Origin of the sequence: Sphingobacterium corticibacterium, assembly GCF_004208525.1 — a bacterium.
GTDB lineage: Bacteria > Bacteroidota > Bacteroidia > Sphingobacteriales > Sphingobacteriaceae > Sphingobacterium > Sphingobacterium corticibacterium.
In genome coordinates, this window is the sequence record NZ_SGIT01000003.1 from 462907 (window position 1) to 479353 (window position 16447).

At 41.7% G+C, this 16447-nt stretch carries 17 protein-coding genes and 1 rRNA gene; 14 read left to right on the forward strand and 4 right to left on the reverse strand.

Annotated elements, in window-relative coordinates; all coding sequences use genetic code 11:
• The first annotated feature begins 2 nt into the window (after positions 1–2).
• The 10 genes from EWE74_RS16790 (at position 3) to EWE74_RS16835 (ending at position 10602) form a co-directional block, all read left to right on the forward strand.
• The gene (locus EWE74_RS16790) at positions 3–1121 is read left to right on the forward strand and encodes a toxin-antitoxin system YwqK family antitoxin (RefSeq protein ID WP_165384753.1); all 1119 of its coding nucleotides are present in this window, start codon (positions 3–5) and stop codon (positions 1119–1121) included.
• A gap of 60 nt (positions 1122–1181) precedes the next feature.
• On the forward strand, positions 1182–1835 hold the full coding sequence (locus tag EWE74_RS16795; RefSeq protein ID WP_130142808.1) for a phosphatidylserine decarboxylase family protein: 654 nt from the start codon (positions 1182–1184) through the stop codon (positions 1833–1835).
• 75 nt (positions 1836–1910) lie between these two features.
• Positions 1911–2945: a sensor histidine kinase gene (locus EWE74_RS16800; protein WP_130142809.1), complete on the forward strand. Its 1035-nt coding sequence runs from the start codon at positions 1911–1913 to the stop codon at positions 2943–2945.
• Between the two features lie 71 nt (positions 2946–3016).
• The gene (locus EWE74_RS16805) at positions 3017–3664 is read left to right on the forward strand and encodes a DUF47 domain-containing protein (RefSeq protein WP_130142810.1); all 648 of its coding nucleotides are present in this window, start codon (positions 3017–3019) and stop codon (positions 3662–3664) included.
• 34 nt (positions 3665–3698) lie between these two features.
• Positions 3699–4709, forward strand: coding sequence for an inorganic phosphate transporter (locus EWE74_RS16810; protein WP_130142840.1), 1011 nt, complete (start codon positions 3699–3701; stop codon positions 4707–4709).
• A gap of 246 nt (positions 4710–4955) precedes the next feature.
• Entirely contained in the window at positions 4956–6341 is a 1386-nt protein-coding gene (locus EWE74_RS16815; RefSeq protein WP_130142811.1) for an OmpA family protein, read from the forward strand.
• 193 nt (positions 6342–6534) lie between these two features.
• Positions 6535–7944 carry a tetratricopeptide repeat protein gene (locus tag EWE74_RS16820; protein ID WP_130142812.1) on the forward strand — a complete coding sequence of 470 codons (1410 nt, stop codon included), beginning with the start codon at positions 6535–6537 and terminating at the stop codon, positions 7942–7944.
• Positions 7941–8690, forward strand: coding sequence for a shikimate dehydrogenase family protein (locus EWE74_RS16825; protein ID WP_130142813.1), 750 nt, complete (start codon positions 7941–7943; stop codon positions 8688–8690). Before EWE74_RS16820 ends, EWE74_RS16825 begins: the two co-directional genes overlap by 4 nt.
• A gap of 24 nt (positions 8691–8714) precedes the next feature.
• A complete protein-coding gene (locus tag EWE74_RS16830; protein WP_130142814.1) occupies positions 8715–9356 on the forward strand; it encodes an MBL fold metallo-hydrolase in 642 nt (213 codons plus the stop codon).
• Positions 9357–9360: 4 nt separating this feature from the next.
• Positions 9361–10602, forward strand: a complete 1242-nt coding sequence (locus EWE74_RS16835; RefSeq protein WP_130142815.1) for an FtsX-like permease family protein — start codon at positions 9361–9363, stop codon at positions 10600–10602.
• A 1-nt stretch (position 10603) separates the two neighbouring features.
• Here EWE74_RS16835 and EWE74_RS16840 read toward each other — a convergent pair whose 3' ends face one another.
• Both EWE74_RS16840 and EWE74_RS16845 read right to left on the reverse strand, forming a co-directional pair.
• Positions 10604–11251: a peptidase associated/transthyretin-like domain-containing protein gene (locus EWE74_RS16840; protein WP_130142816.1), complete on the reverse strand. Its 648-nt coding sequence runs from the start codon at positions 11249–11251 to the stop codon at positions 10604–10606.
• Positions 11252–11311: 60 nt separating this feature from the next.
• Positions 11312–11581 carry a NifU family protein gene (locus EWE74_RS16845; protein WP_130142817.1) on the reverse strand — a complete coding sequence of 90 codons (270 nt, stop codon included), beginning with the start codon at positions 11579–11581 and terminating at the stop codon, positions 11312–11314.
• Between the two features lie 229 nt (positions 11582–11810).
• Between EWE74_RS16845 and EWE74_RS16850 the strand changes: the two genes are divergently transcribed.
• From EWE74_RS16850 to coaBC, 3 genes are read left to right on the forward strand one after another with little or no spacing between them, the layout of a single operon-like run.
• Entirely contained in the window at positions 11811–12734 is a 924-nt protein-coding gene (locus tag EWE74_RS16850; RefSeq protein ID WP_130142818.1) for an outer membrane protein assembly factor BamD, read from the forward strand.
• A gap of 41 nt (positions 12735–12775) precedes the next feature.
• Entirely contained in the window at positions 12776–13105 is a 330-nt protein-coding gene (locus EWE74_RS16855; RefSeq protein ID WP_130142819.1) for a DNA-directed RNA polymerase subunit omega, read from the forward strand.
• A gap of 10 nt (positions 13106–13115) precedes the next feature.
• Positions 13116–14327, forward strand: a complete 1212-nt coding sequence (gene coaBC, locus EWE74_RS16860) for a bifunctional phosphopantothenoylcysteine decarboxylase/phosphopantothenate--cysteine ligase CoaBC (RefSeq protein WP_130142820.1) — start codon at positions 13116–13118, stop codon at positions 14325–14327.
• On the opposite strand, the gene EWE74_RS16865 is transcribed toward coaBC, so the two are convergent.
• Complete coding sequence (locus EWE74_RS16865) at positions 14314–15681, reverse strand: methyltransferase RsmF C-terminal domain-like protein (protein ID WP_130142821.1); 1368 nt, start codon at positions 15679–15681, stop codon at positions 14314–14316. The two genes, coaBC and EWE74_RS16865, sit on opposite strands and share 14 nt — an antisense overlap.
• A gap of 192 nt (positions 15682–15873) precedes the next feature.
• Between EWE74_RS16865 and EWE74_RS16870 the strand changes: the two genes are divergently transcribed.
• Positions 15874–16257, forward strand: coding sequence for an SRPBCC domain-containing protein (locus tag EWE74_RS16870; protein WP_130142822.1), 384 nt, complete (start codon positions 15874–15876; stop codon positions 16255–16257).
• An 87-nt stretch (positions 16258–16344) separates the two neighbouring features.
• On the opposite strand, the gene rrf is transcribed toward EWE74_RS16870, so the two are convergent.
• Positions 16345–16447: ribosomal RNA gene (gene rrf / locus EWE74_RS16875) — 5S ribosomal RNA — on the reverse strand; the annotation flags it as partial.

Here is a 16447-nt window from a genome sequence, read left to right on the forward strand (position 1 = left end):
ATATGCAGCGAACAGGATTATTTCTTTTTTTATTATTTGCGGCTCTCTTTGTTAGCGGCCAGCAGACGGACTCGACCGGAAAGGCAACCCTGTTCGAAAAAGCACCTATGGGCCTTGTTCGGTTCTATTTTGATGATTATTACTACCTGGTAGATAAAGATTGTGCGTTTAAATCTATTGAACGGGTATCGCAATTTCTCGTGGATAAGAACGTCTTTCATGCTGATTTTCGGGATTTTGATCGGAATGGAACGGTTATACTTACGGGCTACCATAATAAAGGGGTAAAGGAAGGGCCGTTTAAAGCTTATCACCCGGATGGCACGTTGAAGTGGGAAGTAACTTTTGAGAACGATAAACCAATAGGGGATTGGAAATATTATTATCCGGATGGAAAGCCGATGCTGACGGTAAATTATGATGAAGCGGCCGGCCGTATTATGGCTTTTTGGGATAGAAGGGGTCAGCAACGCATCAAGGACGGGAATGGTAGTTATACGTTCCGGATGCCTTTTGCCTTTTATAATGAATATGGTTACCCTTTTTTTGAACGGAAAGGACGGATAAGACATGGTGTGCCACGGGGCTATTGGACAACACACATGATAGACCCCAACGAGAAGAAAATACTGTATACGGAAGAGATTTTTAACGATATGGGTGTACTGGATAATGGGTATAATCTTTTTTTGGATGCGCGGTACCGTACGCCCATGGCTATCCTGCCGATATCGTATTTTTATACGGCCGAGCGGCTGCTGTCTAAACCTTGCTCTTTTGATGACCATAGTGGATTCAATACGTATTTATCAGAAAAATTTAGCGCGATGCTCACCAGCAGCCCCACCTTAACCAACATAGAAGATAAATTTAGCTATGAGGTGGCATTGGACGAGGAGGGGAACCCCGCGGATGTGACGTTAAAAGATTCGTTAACAACCAAAGAGTTAAATCGTTATCTGGAAATGGTTTTTCCTGAAATTCCTTTTTATTTCCCCTCGCTAGACGAAACGGGAAATGCTATACCGGATACCATAACCGTGCATGGTAACCTGAGCATTAACGACGCGGGACAGTTTTATTTTCATAGCTTTCGGATTGTAAGGGAAAAACAACCTTAGCTGTTTCGCCGAAGTATCCTATATTTTATTTAGGTTTGTAAAAAGTTTACCTTATACGAGATGAAATTCCATAAAGAAGGATATACGAGCTTGGCAATCGTGGTATTGTTTGTTTTCGTCATCAATGCACTGGCCGACTATTATGATGCGTCCGTTTACCTAAAATGGTTTCTATACGCACTTTCTGCATTCCTGCTTATTGCTATTCTCCAATTTTTCCGAAGTCCGATCAAACGGGTTACACCGGATGAGGGTATTGTGCTTTGCCCGGCGGATGGAAAAGTGGTGGTGATTGAAGAAACGGAAGAGACGGAATACTTCCAAGATCGACGGATACAGGTATCCATTTTTATGTCGCCTATAAATGTCCATGTGAACCGCAATCCGATCAGCGGGATCGTGTCTTATTTTAAGTACCACCCGGGGAAATTTTTGGTGGCATGGCATCCAAAATCATCGACGGATAACGAAAGAACGACTGTTGTGGTAAAAACCCAATCGAATGTAGAGGTGCTATTCCGGCAGATCGCGGGTGCGATGGCGCGGCGTATCGTATGGTATGTAAAAGAGAACGATGCGGTAACACAGGGTGCAGAGTTTGGGTTCATCAAATTTGGCTCGCGTGTGGATTTGTTTTTACCCTTGGGCACGGAAGTAACGGTGAATATCGGCGATAAAGTGGTGGGTGGAAAAACCGTCATCGCAAAAATATAATACTACCTTCTAAAAATAATAGATAAAATTTGCGTCAGGTTTCGTACTTTAGATACTCGTTATAAGGAAGTTTTCATGAATCTGAGCATCTTTACCCTTCTCATATCAAGCAGTATCGGGCTTCTGATTGCTGCGACCGATTACTTTCACCGGGGAAGCCTGACTGTAGCCGCTTTACTATTTGCTACGGTAACGGTGCTCTGCTACGTAATCTTACTTAACTTATTTGAACGCTTTATCTATAAGCGGATCCGGAATGTGTACAAGCTTATCCGTAATCTGAAATTGGACAAAGGCCTTAAGGATGCACTGGGCGAACAAATAACGGACGACCCTATCCGGGATGCGGAAAGGGAAGTGCAAGACTGGGCCAAGCAACGTGTGTCTGAACTTGAAAAATTAAGAGAGCAAGCCAAATTCCGCAAAGAATTTCTTTCCAATATTTCGCATGAATTTAAAACACCGCTGTTTGCGACACAGGGTTATGTGGAAACATTGCAGGACGGCCTAATTGATGATGATCCGGAAATGGCGAAAAATTTTCTGGAAAAAGCAGCCCGGAACCTGGATCGCCTCAGTTATTTAATACAAGATTTGGACGAAATATCGAAGTTGGAGATGGGCATTATTTCCTTAACGATAGAGACTTTTGACATCGTAGCGCTGATTAGGGACTGTATGGAAGATTTAGAGGGAAAGGCTAGGCAACATGACATCCACATGCGGTACACCGGCAAGTTAAACCATCCTATCTTCGTCAAAGGGGATCGCAAGCGCGTGCAACAGGTCATTATCAATTTATTGGACAATTCCATTAAATATGGTAAAAAAGGTGGCATGACGAGTATTTCGATTTTTCCACTATTCGAGCAGGTGCTGGTCGAAGTGACAGACAATGGCGTAGGTATCGATGAAAAAAATCTACCGCGGGTGTTTGAACGTTTCTTCCGGACGGATGCCAGCCGTTCGCGCGAAGTGGGAGGCTCGGGAATTGGTTTGGCCATTGTGAAGCATATTATTGAGGCACATGAACAAAATGTTAATGTACGGAGTACAGAAGGTATTGGTACGACATTCGGATTTACACTAGAACAGCCCAAACACGGTTAATATATGATAAACTTTTCAAACTTAACATTAACTTAACATTGCATTCATAATTTTGCATAAATTCAAACACTATGTCTTTAAATAGCATTTTTCAGTATTTCGTTCCAAAGGATAAAAAGTTTTTCCCTTTGTTTGAACAAGCGGGCGCAAACCTTATCGAGATGGCAAAAGCATTACAAGAATCTGTTTATACTACCGATTTGACGAAACGCGCGGCACTGAACAAGAAGATCGAAGACCTTGAGCACAGGGGTGACGATATTACGCACCAGATACACCTGGAATTGGGAAAAAATTTCATCACACCTTTTGACCGCGAAGATATACACTCGCTAGCGAGTTCCTTGGACGACGTGGCGGATTTTATTCAAGGGGCATCTAACCGCATGGAACTTTATAAGGTGGAAACACCAAGCCAGGCCATGAAAGAAATTGCAGACTTAATCCTCGAAGCGACAGACCACGTAGCAAAAGCGCTTAATGAGCTGAGAGATCTTAAAAATATCCGCAACATTACCGATTCTTGCGTACGGATTAATAGTGTAGAAAATAAGGCTGATTATATCTTCGATAAAGCGGTTAGCGAACTTTTCGAGTACGAAAAAGATGCCATCACATTGATTAAAACGAAAGAGGTGCTTTCTGCTATGGAAGATGCAACCGACAAATGTGAGGACGTAGCAAACGTATTAGAAAGTATTTTAGTTAAAAATGCTTAGTATTCTGAGCATGAAGAAAGCATAACATATTATGATGATTTCCACTTTATTGATCGTCGTTGTCATTCTGGCTATCGCATTCGACTATATCAATGGTTTCCACGATGCAGCCAACTCCATCGCAACAGTTGTATCAACCAAAGTATTAACACCTTTTATGGCTGTACTATGGGCCGCGATATGGAATTTCGCCGCTTATTTTTATTTTACAGACCATAAAGTAGCCAACACGATTGCCAAAACCGTCCTGGAAGAGTATATTACGCTAGAAGTTATATTCGCGGGATTGGTCGCAGCTATTTCCTGGAATCTTTTTACCTGGTACTACGGCGTACCCTCTAGTTCATCACACACCCTTATTGGAGGGTTTGCAGGATCTGGAATGGCCTACGCCTGGTTTATGGGAGCCAATCCGATTACGGCCATAAATCACAGTGCTATCGTTACAATCGCCGCATTTATTGTTTTAGCGCCCGTCATCGGTATGATTATCTCGGTTATCATTACCTTAATTATTATGAATATTGCGAAGAGGGCCCGACCAGCAACGGCGGAAAAATGGTTTAAGGTAGGGCAGTTAATATCTTCGGCCGGATTAAGCTTTGCCCATGGGGGAAATGACGCGCAGAAGGTAATGGGTATCATTGCCACAGCCTTGATCGCGGAGCAGGTAATCCCGAATTTTGAAGCCATGCCGGCTTGGGTACCGCTATCCTGTTACGCCGCAATCGCCGCGGGAACAATGAGCGGGGGATGGAAAATCGTAAAAACCATGGGTACCAAAATTACAAAAGTGACGCCATTGGAAGGTGTTGCTGCAGAAACAGCGGGTGCTGCCACGCTCGGTATAACGGAGCATTTTGGAATCCCGGTATCTACTACCCATACGATTACCGGTTCGATTATCGGGGTTGGTGTCGTAAAACGGGTATCTGCAGTACGTTGGGGAGTTACTATTAGCTTATTATGGGCATGGATATTGACCATTCCGGTAAGTGCAGTATTAGGGGGCTTAGCCCTAGCGATTATTCACTTTATCCTCTAAGATGTAAGGGTTTTACTACAAATTGTAACCTTTTATTGATAATCGGATAAAAATAAATGAAAAATTTGGCGATTCTAAATAATATCTATACTTTTACGCGTGCAAATTTGTCGTTGCACGGCGAATTTACAATATAGACATAAAATTTTAACAAGCCCGATTTTTTGGCATCGTTCTTGTTAATGTTATGTTAAATTTGAAAAAGGGAAACAATTTAAAATTTTTAATAACCTTAAAAACAAGAGTATGAACTATTCTACAATTAAAAAAACAGCTGTTGCAGCGTCTTTAGTAGCCGCATTAGGCTTCGCTGAGCACGCACAAGCGCAAACTCCAACTGTATTTGGTGGAAGATCACAATACAGAACTTGGTCTATCGGTGTACAAGGTGGTATTACTGCACCTGGCGTACTAACAGGTGGATCAAACCCATTTGGTCAGAAAGTAGGTTATTTCCAAAACAAAGTAGGTGAGTACTACGGTTTAACTGTACGTAAGCAATTCTCTCACTTATTCGGTTTAGAATTGGAAGGTAACCGCGGTCGTATCAAAACATACAACCACAACGTATCTGGTCCTGCTACAGAGAACTCTTTGGGCGCTCGTTCTGCAGAAGTTGATGTAAACTGGGCAGCTAGCTTGAACGGTGTATTCCAATTGGGTACTATCGACTTCTTGAGAAGAGAAAACGCTGTTAACTTCTACGCTAAAGTTGGTTTCGGTGTTATGGCAAGTAACCCTGTACAATTTGCAAACAACGACTTTACAGGTAGCGAAGTTTACAACCAAAAAGGTAAATGGGGTGAAGAAATCTTCGGAGATCGTGAAGCTACTGGTGACAGAGACTACAAATTGAGCGGTTTCATTCCAGTTGGTCTAGGTGTTAAATTCAAATTGTCTGAAGTTGTTGCGTTGAACTTAGGTTACACGATGAACTTCACAGATGACAATAGATTGTACGGTCCAGGTAGAGTTGACTACAAAGGTAAATTCTCTAATGTTTACGGTGGTCTAGAGTTCACTTTAGGTTCTCGTGACAAAGAAAGCTTAACGTTCACAAACCCAGTTGCTACATTGTACGACGAGTTGAAAGATCCTTCGTTACGTAACGAAGTTGAAGCATTGAAACAACGTGTATCTACATTAGAAGGTACTGTTGATCAATTGAGCAAAGACTCTGATGGTGACGGTGTATCTGATAAATTCGATAAATGTCCTAACACACCTGCTGGTACTCCAGTTGATGGTTCAGGATGTCCTATCAAATTCCCAGAGCCAGTAGCACAAAATAACGCTACACAAGGTGGTTATTACTCACCTATTCAGTTCGAGTTTGATAGCTCTGTATTGAAAACTGAGTCTTACTCTACTTTAGATAAATTGGCTAAAGAATTGCGTGATAACAACGCTTCTGCAAACTTAGATGGTTATGCTTCTGCTGAAGGTACTGAAGCTTATAACTTGAACTTATCTAAAGACCGTGCGAATGCTGTTAAGCAATACCTAGTTAACGCTGGTGTGTCTGCTTCAAGTGTTACTGCAACTGGTTACGGTGAAGACAATCCTGTAGCATCTAATGCAACAGAAGAAGGTCGTATCAAAAACCGTCGTGTTGAGATCCAAGTAAAATAAGTAATTCTTTTTCGATAGAGAATTATCAATGATAAAAGCCGATCCTATTAAGGGTCGGCTTTTCTGTTTATTATCAATAATTTACGCTATCTTTGCGGAGCTTTATGTGAAAATGTGGAAAACAAAATCATTAGTTCTCACATTTTCTTCATAAATTTCTTCTACAGTACTTATAGAAAACGAAAGGAGTGATATGGAAGAAGATTTCGAATTTGGCTCCCCAGAGGAACAAAGACTGTCTGTAGATCGATATGAGGAAATGCTGCGCAACCAAGATCAATATTTCTTTGATGCAAAAGCTTTTGAAAGTATTATTGAATACTACACGGACAAAGACGACCCGGTAAAGGCACTCCAAGTGGCGGAATATGCCAAAAACCAACATCCTTACGAATCGGCATTCTTACTGAAGAAGGCACAGCTTTATGTGCGGACAGGTCAATTCGAAAAGGCATTGGAAGAGTTAGATAAGGCTACTATTTTGGAACCTAATAGTGGCGAGGCATTCCTTTTAAAGGGAAATATAGCGCTCATGCAGGGCGATGTAGAAGAGGGTGAACAACTTTTTCTGTATGCTATTGAATTAGGAGAGGATTCTGCCGAAGCCTATTTCCAGATCGCAGAACTGTATCAAATCAAAGGAGAATATGAAAAAGCCATTGTCTACCTGAAGAAGTCGCTCGAGGCAAATATGGAAAATGATGATGCGCTTCATGCCTTGGCATTCTGCTATGAAATCGTGGACCGACCGGAAGAAAGTGTGACGTTCTATAAATCGTATATAGACGACGACCCGTATTCGTATGCTGCCTGGTTTAACTTGGGTCTAGTATATGAACGAATGGATAACTTTGCGGATGCTATAGACGCTTATGATTACGCGATCCTTATCAATGAATCTTTTGTACCGGCGTACTTTAACAAGGGAAATGTGCTGGTAAACATACAGAAATATACAGAGGCCATCCGTGTTTATAAACAAACTTTTGAGTACGAACGCCCCACGGCTGATGTTTATTGTGCCATAGGCGAATGTTATGAGAAGCTCGAGCAGATGGATGAAGCCCGGGAAAATTATAAAAAGGCGGTTAAAATTGATCCCCTTTTGGCAGATGCGTGGTTTGGAATCGGCGTGACGTTAGATTTTGATGACCGCTATTTTGAGTCACTTCATTTTTATAAAAAAGCATTGGAACTAGACGATAGTAACCCGGATTACTGGTTTGCCATCGCAGATGCCCGGTATAAACTAAAGCAATTTGAAGAATCCGAATTTGCTTATAATAAGGTGGTACAACTCAATCCCACAGACGTGGAAGCCTGGCTGGACTTTTCTTCTATTTATTTTGAACAGGGTAAGTATGACGAAGCTATTGACGTTATCGCGGACGCTATCAAGAAAAATCCAGACGCATCGGAGCTCTATTATCGATTAGTGGCCTACTTGTTTGCGCAGGGGAAATACAACGAAGCGTTAAACTTTTTGGAATTGGGGTTGGCAACAAATCCAGATAAATTTCACATCTTGTTCGATTATCTGCCACAATTGCAGGGGAACAAGACTATTGTCGATATTATCAATAAGTATAAAAATAACTCATGAAGAAACTCGGATTGATTGGTTATCCGCTGGGGCATTCTTTTTCAAAAAAGTTTTATAGGGAAAAGTTTGAACGCGAAAACATCACAGATCTTCATTATGATCTTTATCCTATGGAGGATATTTCCGCTTTTCCGCTGTTGTATGAGCGCGACCCGGGTTTCTATGGATTCAATGTTACTATTCCTCATAAACGTAACGTGATGCGGTTTTTGAATGAGTTTTCACCAGAAGCAGCAAACATCAATGCGGTAAATTGTGTGCAGGTACGCTGGCAGGGCGGAAAACCTTATCTCAAGGGCTTTAATACAGATGCTTTCGGGTTTGAGCAGTCGTTACGGCCTCATTTAAAGCCACAACATACAGATGCATTGGTGTTGGGTAATGGGGGAGCCGCACAAGCTGTTTTTTATGTCTTGCGTAAGCTAGATATTTCCTTCAAAATAGTTAGCCGCAGTAGAAACAACGGTGACCTAACCTATGCGGACCTTACGGAAGACTTGATCGCTTCGCATAAATTAATCATCAACTGTTCTCCTGTCGGAACATTTCCGCATATAGCAGATGCACCTGCTATTCCTTACGCGGGGATAGGCGCGGAGCACCTGTTATATGATTTAATCTATAATCCGGAGGAAACGGCTTTCTTGAAAAGAGGAAAAGAACAGGGTGCTGCTATTAAAAATGGCCATGAGATGCTTGTTCTTCAGGCAGAAAAGAACTGGGAAATCTGGAACGAGGAAGGCTAGCAATTATTTTCTATTTTTGTGGATATGTTACATGTACATTCTTTTGTATTTAATGCTTTTCAAGAAAACACGTATATCGTATACGATGAGATCGGCTTATGCGCCATCTTTGATCCGGGCATGTCCAATCCTAAAGAGGAAGATACGTTGGTTTCCTTTATCGAGCAAAATAGCTTAAAACCTATTGCCCTCTATAATACGCACTGCCATATCGATCACGTATTAGGAAATCGTTTCCTTTATGAGAAATATGGATTGATTCCTCAATTTCATGAGGGAGAGGTGCCTGTTTTGGTAGCTGTAGAAAATATGGCGCCCATGTATGGCTTCCGTTATGAAACCTCGCCTATCCCGGAAACGTTTTTAGTGGAAGGACAAACGGTAACCGTCGGTACACACAGCCTTCGTCTCCTATTTGTTCCGGGCCATTCGCCGGCACACTTATGTTTTTATGCTGCTCAGGAAGGATTCGTGATCGGCGGAGACGTACTTTTTCGGAACAGCATAGGACGGACAGATTTGCCCGGTGGCAATCATGAACAGCTGCTCGATAATATCCGGCAGAAAATGTACACACTACCCGATGAAACGGTAGTTTATCCGGGGCACGGACCTTCTACTACCATCGGATTTGAGAAGGAAACGAACCCATTTGTTCGGGGATAAAAACATGAAGCTGTCTCTCTTTTTTGCAAAACGGTACTTATTCTCCAAAAAATCGGTAAACGCGATCAATATTATATCGGGGATCAGCGTTGTTGGTGTCTTAGTGAGCAGTGCGGCATTGGTGATCGTTTTGTCCTTTTACAACGGCATGGAGAATCTCATCCTTTCGTTATATAGTACATTTGCCCCCGAACTACGTATAGAACCGGCAAAGGGCAAAGTATTCGATGCGAAGCAGCATGTCTTTGAAGATTTACGTAAAAACAGCAAGATACAGAGTTATTCGGAGATATTGGAAGACAAAGTTTTGGTGCAGTATGATAACCAACAATTCGTAGCGCAGATCAAAGGTGTGGAGCCGCAAAGTCTCTTCGAGACCGATCATCAACGTATGCTTTATGCGGGCAGTTTGGAGATTGCCAGAGATAGTATACCCCGGGCATTAATCGGTGCACAAATACAGGCTAATCTCCGGGTTTCTATTGATGGATACGATAACGATATCCACCTGTTCTCGCCTCGAAAAGGAGCGTCTGGAACGAGTATAAACCCAATGGATGATATCAACATCCGTCAACTTTCTCCTGTCGGCGTTCTCCATTATGAGCCTGGTTTTAATGATCTTATTATAACGCCTATTACATTTGCAAAGGATCTGCTTAACGAGCATGAATATGTTTCGGCGATTGAGATCTACACAAAAGATTCCAGCCGGGTAACAAGCTTTCAAAAAGAGATACAACGGAATCTGGGTGAGGACTTTGTGGTAAAAAATCGGGAACAGCAAAACCCACTGCTCTATAAAACCGTACGCTCCGAAAAATGGATTGTCTTTTTTATCTTAACGGTGATCGGTATTATTGCCATATTTAATATTATTGGTTCGCTGACCATGCTGGTTATTGATAAAAAACAGGATATGACGATATTGGCAAGTTTAGGGGCCGACAAAACACTTATTCAGCGGATATTTTTTCTGGAGGGCGTAATGATTGCGTTTATAGGTGGATTGATCGGGATCGGGATTGGGTTTATCTTCTGTTTATTACAGGAAAAATTTGGTATCATTCGCACAGGCGAAGGTGTGAGCCCTATTTTAGACATCTATCCGGTTGATATACGTATCTTGGATTTCGTACTGGTATTTGTAACGGTAATGGCGGTTGCCCTGTTGGTGGCTTACATCTCTTCTCTGCTGAGTGTACGGGAGTTGGAAAGAGATACTGGTCTACGCTCGGTAGATTAACCTAATACTCCAACCGCTTTCTGCTATAATCCCCTTTAACGATGGAATTTATAAAGGAGCCCCATGCAAACGGACTAAATAATGGATTGGCAAAACGTTGATTAATCGTTTTATTAGACATGTTAATATGGCGTTGCATGGAGTTAAATGTCTGTATTTCTTCTGCACTTCTTGGCACTACCTGCGATAATGCGGCAAGAGCCTCCGGCGATAGACTGTTCCGAATACGGGATATATTATCGTCACTGACGTCCAACGCCATAAATGCCATGTTAAACTCCTCTATACTTGCCCAAGGAAAAGGCATAACAGCCGGCAGCTCAATGACTAGGCTTTTCATATTAATCTTCGCTGTAAATTTATCGGAAGCGGTTTCGGGAATCACAAATTCCGCTGGCTCAAAACCAACAGATGTAAACTTAATGGTATCTCCTACATGGGCAACGAAAGAGAAAAAACCTTCGTTGTTGGCGGCGTGTACTTGGTTGTTATAGCTGACATTCGTTACCGTAACGAAAGGCACAGGAAGCTCACCTCCCACCGAACTTATCAATCCGCTGAATTGTACGATTTTCCTTTCTTGAGCAGATACAGTTACCCACGACAGAAGGAGAATCAAGGTGAATACATAATAAAATCTTCCCGCCATGCTTCAAATTTATACAATCTTCGTCCACGAAGGCTGTTAATTTTTGTTAACTCCTCCTATTTACATTGGACTGATGGCATTCGGATCATTCATATCCGTCAAATTGATGGCTTCTACGCTGGTAATTTCTGGAACAGCTTTTTTTATAGCTTGTTCCAACCCGGCTTTGAACGTCATAATACTCATGGAACAATTCGCACAGGTTCCCAACAGCTTCAATTTAACGACATTGTCTGGAGTGATTTCTTCTACAACGACGTTTCCTCCATCAGTTTCCAAATACGGACGGATGGTATCCAATGCCTGCTCTACGCGCTCTTGTAATGTCATTTCTGCTTTTAAACCCTTTATTTATGTTGTAAATATAGGCAATTTATTAAAATTATTGTGGTTATCCTATAATAATACATAAGAATTCAACATTTCGTTGACAGAGCACATTAATGTGGTTAAAGAATGTTAAAGCCCTTTGTTTAAGTAGGTTTCCCTATAAAATTGGGCTATATTGCCCGCCTAAAATTTAATTGAATCTTATTTGAATTTGACGTATCTTTGTAAAATGTTTTTAAATAGACGTATTTTTTCCTTATGGGTAGGGGTGCTGCTTATTGTATTGGCAGGCGGCTGTAAGAGTAAGTTTGAAAAGCTTCGCGCAAGCAATAATATTGCTATGAAATACCAAGAGGCTGTCAAGCTATATGAAAAGAAAAAGTATAGTAAAGCGATTATTCTTTTTGAAGACTTACAAACCAAGTATCGTGGGCAAGCAGAGGCGGAAGACCTTTATTATTATACCGCCTATACGGCCTACCGTTTAAGAGATTACACTTCGGCAAGGTATCACTTCAAGAATTTTTCGACGACTTATCCAAATAGTCCTCGCGCGGAAGAGTGTCGCTTTATGGCAGCATATTGCTTTTATGTCGATTCTCCTCGTCCTTCTCTTGACCAAGAGAATACACGGAAAGCGATCGATGAGCTGCAGTTATTTATCAACCTGTATCCAGAAGGAGAGCGAGCGGAGGAAGCTGGACAGTTAATACAAAATTTGCGCAATAAGCTGGAACAAAAGGCTTTTGCGAATGCAAAATTGTATTATGATATGGGGCAGCCGGATGATTATCGAGCGGCGGTAATCGCCTTTGAAAGTATGCTTAGACAATATCCGGATACACGATATGCAGAAGAAATTGAGTTCTTGATTTTAAAATCACAGTATCTGTTTGCTCAAAATAGTATGCCTTATCGGCAGGAGGCACGGTTTAATGAGGCGCTCGACTATTACCAATCATTTGTGGAAAGCTATCCGCAAAGTAAATACAAAAAGGACGCAGATGATCTACGATCCGGCGCCGAAAAACAGATTGCTTATGTCGTCAGACGCATGGACGAAATAAACAAAATGCGTGAAGAACATGAGCGAGAATTGGGAATTACCCAAGAAGAATCAGCTGCGCAAGAAAGCACACCAGCGGTACAATAATGGCGTTTATTTAGGTTTGAAATTTATAATACATTTTAACAATGAGTCAACATAAAAACACTTCTCTTCCTTCATCAACAGTAACACGGGATTTGAGACAACTGGACAAAGGCACTGATAATATTTATGAATCTATCGTTGTCATTGCGAAGCGTGCCAACCAGATTGCCGTGGACGTGAAAGAAGAATTGAATGGTAAATTGGCAGAATTTGCAACGACCAGCGATAACCTAGAGGAGGTTTTTGAAAACCGTGAGCAAATCGAGATCTCTAAGCATTACGAACGTATGCCTAAGCCTTCTCTTGTGGCAGTAGACGAGTTTTTAAACGACAAAGTTTACTTTAGAAACCCAGCCAAAGAGCAAGAATAACTGTTCGGGAATGTCGTTAAAGGGCAAAAATATAGCAATTGGTGTATGCGGGGGTATCGCCGCATACAAAATTGCATCCCTTGTCCGCCTTTTGGTGAAAGAAAATGCCAACGTACAGGTTTTAATGACACCCGATGCCAAGGAGTTTATTACACCGCTGACCTTAGCGACCCTCTCCAAACGTCCAGTCCTGTCTGATTATATTAATCGCCATACGGAGACATGGAATAATCATGTAGAGCTAGGTCTTCAGGCGGATTTATTACTTATCGCTCCTGCTACGGCCAATACACTCAGTAAAATGGCGCACGGAGCGTGCGACAATCTGTTATTAGCGACTTATCTTTCTGCCAAATGTGCTGTTATGTTTGCTCCGGCAATGGATTTGGACATGTGGTTGCATCCCAGTACACAGGAAAACGTTCACCGTCTTTTAAACTTTGGGAATATCTTAATTGCCCCTGGAAAGGGAGAGCTCGCAAGTGGACTGATTGGCGAAGGAAGACTTGCCGAACCGGAGGAAATGCTGCAACATATCCAACATTTCTTTAGCAATTCGTTGCCTCTAGAAGGGAAGAAAGCGCTTGTAACTGCTGGTCCAACACATGAAGCTATTGATCCTGTTCGTTTTATCGGAAATCATTCCAGCGGAAAAATGGGATACGCCATTGCATCTGCTTTGCAATCGCTAGGAGCAACCGTAACACTTGTCAGTGGCCCAACCCAACTTCCAACTCCTCCGAAAGTTAATCGGCACGATGTCACGTCAGCACAAGAGATGCTGGAGGCTTGCTCTTCCCATTTTGAAACCGTAGATATTATCGTGATGAGCGCTGCTGTCGCTGACTACACCCCTGTTTCAGTAGCATCCCAAAAAATTAAGAAAAAAGATACTAATCTTGAAATAGCACTAAAAAAGACGACAGATATTCTGGCGACATTGGGAAAGAAAAAAACGAATAAACAAACCTTAGTAGGGTTTGCGCTGGAAACGGAAAACGAACTTCAAAATGCACAGGATAAGCTGCAACGCAAAAACCTAGATTATATCGTTTTAAATTCGATGCAAGACAAAGGTGCTGGCTTTGGGGGAGACACGAACAAAGTCACCATGATCGATAGAAAAGGCGAAACACAGCAATTCGAACTAAAAAGCAAGAAAGATGTCGCAAATGATATAGCCGCCGTTATTATTGCTCACCAAGCTGCTATAAATTCATAATTCGGACTTCCTTAGGGTAATAATTATTTATTCTATTGGGTAACACCTTAACCCATCCCAGATTTGTTCCTTTATATCGCACTAGACACCAACCGGCGTTTACGGCTGGAAAATCTTCTATCGCTAAACTTTCCTTTCGCAAAAATTGAAGAGCCACATCTCGTGTTACATCCTGTGCAGGCAAATCTGTCTTGATGTGTATGCTACATGCCAAATCATGCGACGGCAATAACTCCCGGCCAGTCCATTTCCCTATATTCGTTCCGGCCTGCTTGATATATAAAACTTGCTGAAACCACCTGAGGTCTTCCTCATATTTCTTTGGGAAGATATGGATATTATCGCCATGCATAAACGGTATGTGTGCAGCCTGCTGTTCTGTCCAATCTGCCAATATGTTTGAAGGAGCGCTATTTTTCTCGATCTTTATTTTCTTTCGATTAAAGGTAGATTGTTTTGCTTTTTTTTGGAGCACAGCGACAAAGAAACCTTCTCCTTTCACTTTATGGGGATAAAAACGATACCCGAAGGCATTATGTTTGCTGGATTTTGTTTCTTCAATATTCCAATCGGATTCAAGGGTGATCGGAACCGATTCAAATGTAAATTCCGTTTGTATCCAATCTACTATATCTTCATTCTCCTCCCTGGAATAGGAACAGGTAGAATATATTAAATAGCCATCGGTAACCAACGTCTCTAAAGATTCAGCAAGAATCCGCTTTTGTCGGTCACTACATAATTTTACATTGGCTAACGACCACTCATCTATTGCGTCTCGATCTTTACGAAACATGCCCGATCCCGAACATGGTGCGTCCACCATTAATACATCAAAGTATCCAGGTAGGCGACTAAATGCCGACGGGTCATTGTTTGTTACAACAATATTTGATGCTCCCCAACGACTCATATTATCTGTTAAAATATTAGCTCTTGACTTGATGACTTCATTGGATACCAATAGGCTTTCGCTTCCTAAATAACTTGTTAACAGCGTCGATTTCCCTCCAGGTGCGGCACAAAGATCTAGCGCCCTTGAGGCAGTATTCTTAAGCCCAATTTCCGCTAAAATATGTGCAATAAACATCGAAGAGGCTTCTTGTACATAATAGCATCCTGCATGATACAGCGGATCTAAGGTAAAAACAGGTCTTTCGGTGAGATAATAGCCTGTATCACACCAAGGCACAGGCTTTCCATCTTCGAATGGGACTGTGGGTTGTTTCCATAAATTTAAGCGGATAGCGGTAATCTTGTCACCCTGTTCGTGTACCCTATTGAATGCTTCCGTATCAAACCCATCTTGTTCATTCAATCGTTTAACAAGCTCGTTCGGCAAAAAATTACTCATCGTTTTATCGTTTAATGTATATCCAGATTATCTTTGATGAGCTCGCTACGCTCGGTTATCTTTGATGAGCTCGCTACGCTCGGTTATACTCACCGGTGTTTGTATGCTATCAAACATGGATATTTCTCTGTAAATTTACCACAATAAGTAAAAAATCACAAAACAGATAACAATTGAAGTAAATTAACATACATGAAGAATTTTAAAAAGTATTATATCGTAGCTGCTCCTCCTGAGGATATTTATAGAGCCTTGACCACGGAAATCACGATTCGGCTTTGGACGGGAGATGAAGTTTTAATAGACCCACGTGAGGGGGGTGAATTTTCTATGTGGGATGGTGCCATTACCGGAAAATTTATACAACTTGATCCTTATAAAAAGATTGTCCAACAATGGTATTTTGGAGAACAAGCGGAAGATTCTATTGTCACGATCAAACTTCATGAGGATAAAAAGGGTACCTCTTTCGAATTACAGCATACCAATATTCCTGATGAAGCTTTTGATGAGATTGTAGAAGGTTGGAATGATACCTATATGGCATCGCTTATCGAGTTTTATCTTGAAGAGTGATCAAAAGAATGTTAGATAGCTAAAAGTCGTCTAATCTCGACAAACAAAAAGGGCCCCTGCAGTTATACTGCAGGGGCCCTGTATAAGGTTCGGCACCGACCTACTCTCCCACCTTTTACGGCAGTACCATCGGCTCTGGCGGGCTTGACTGCTCTGTTCGGAATGGGAAGAGGTAGACACCGCCGATATA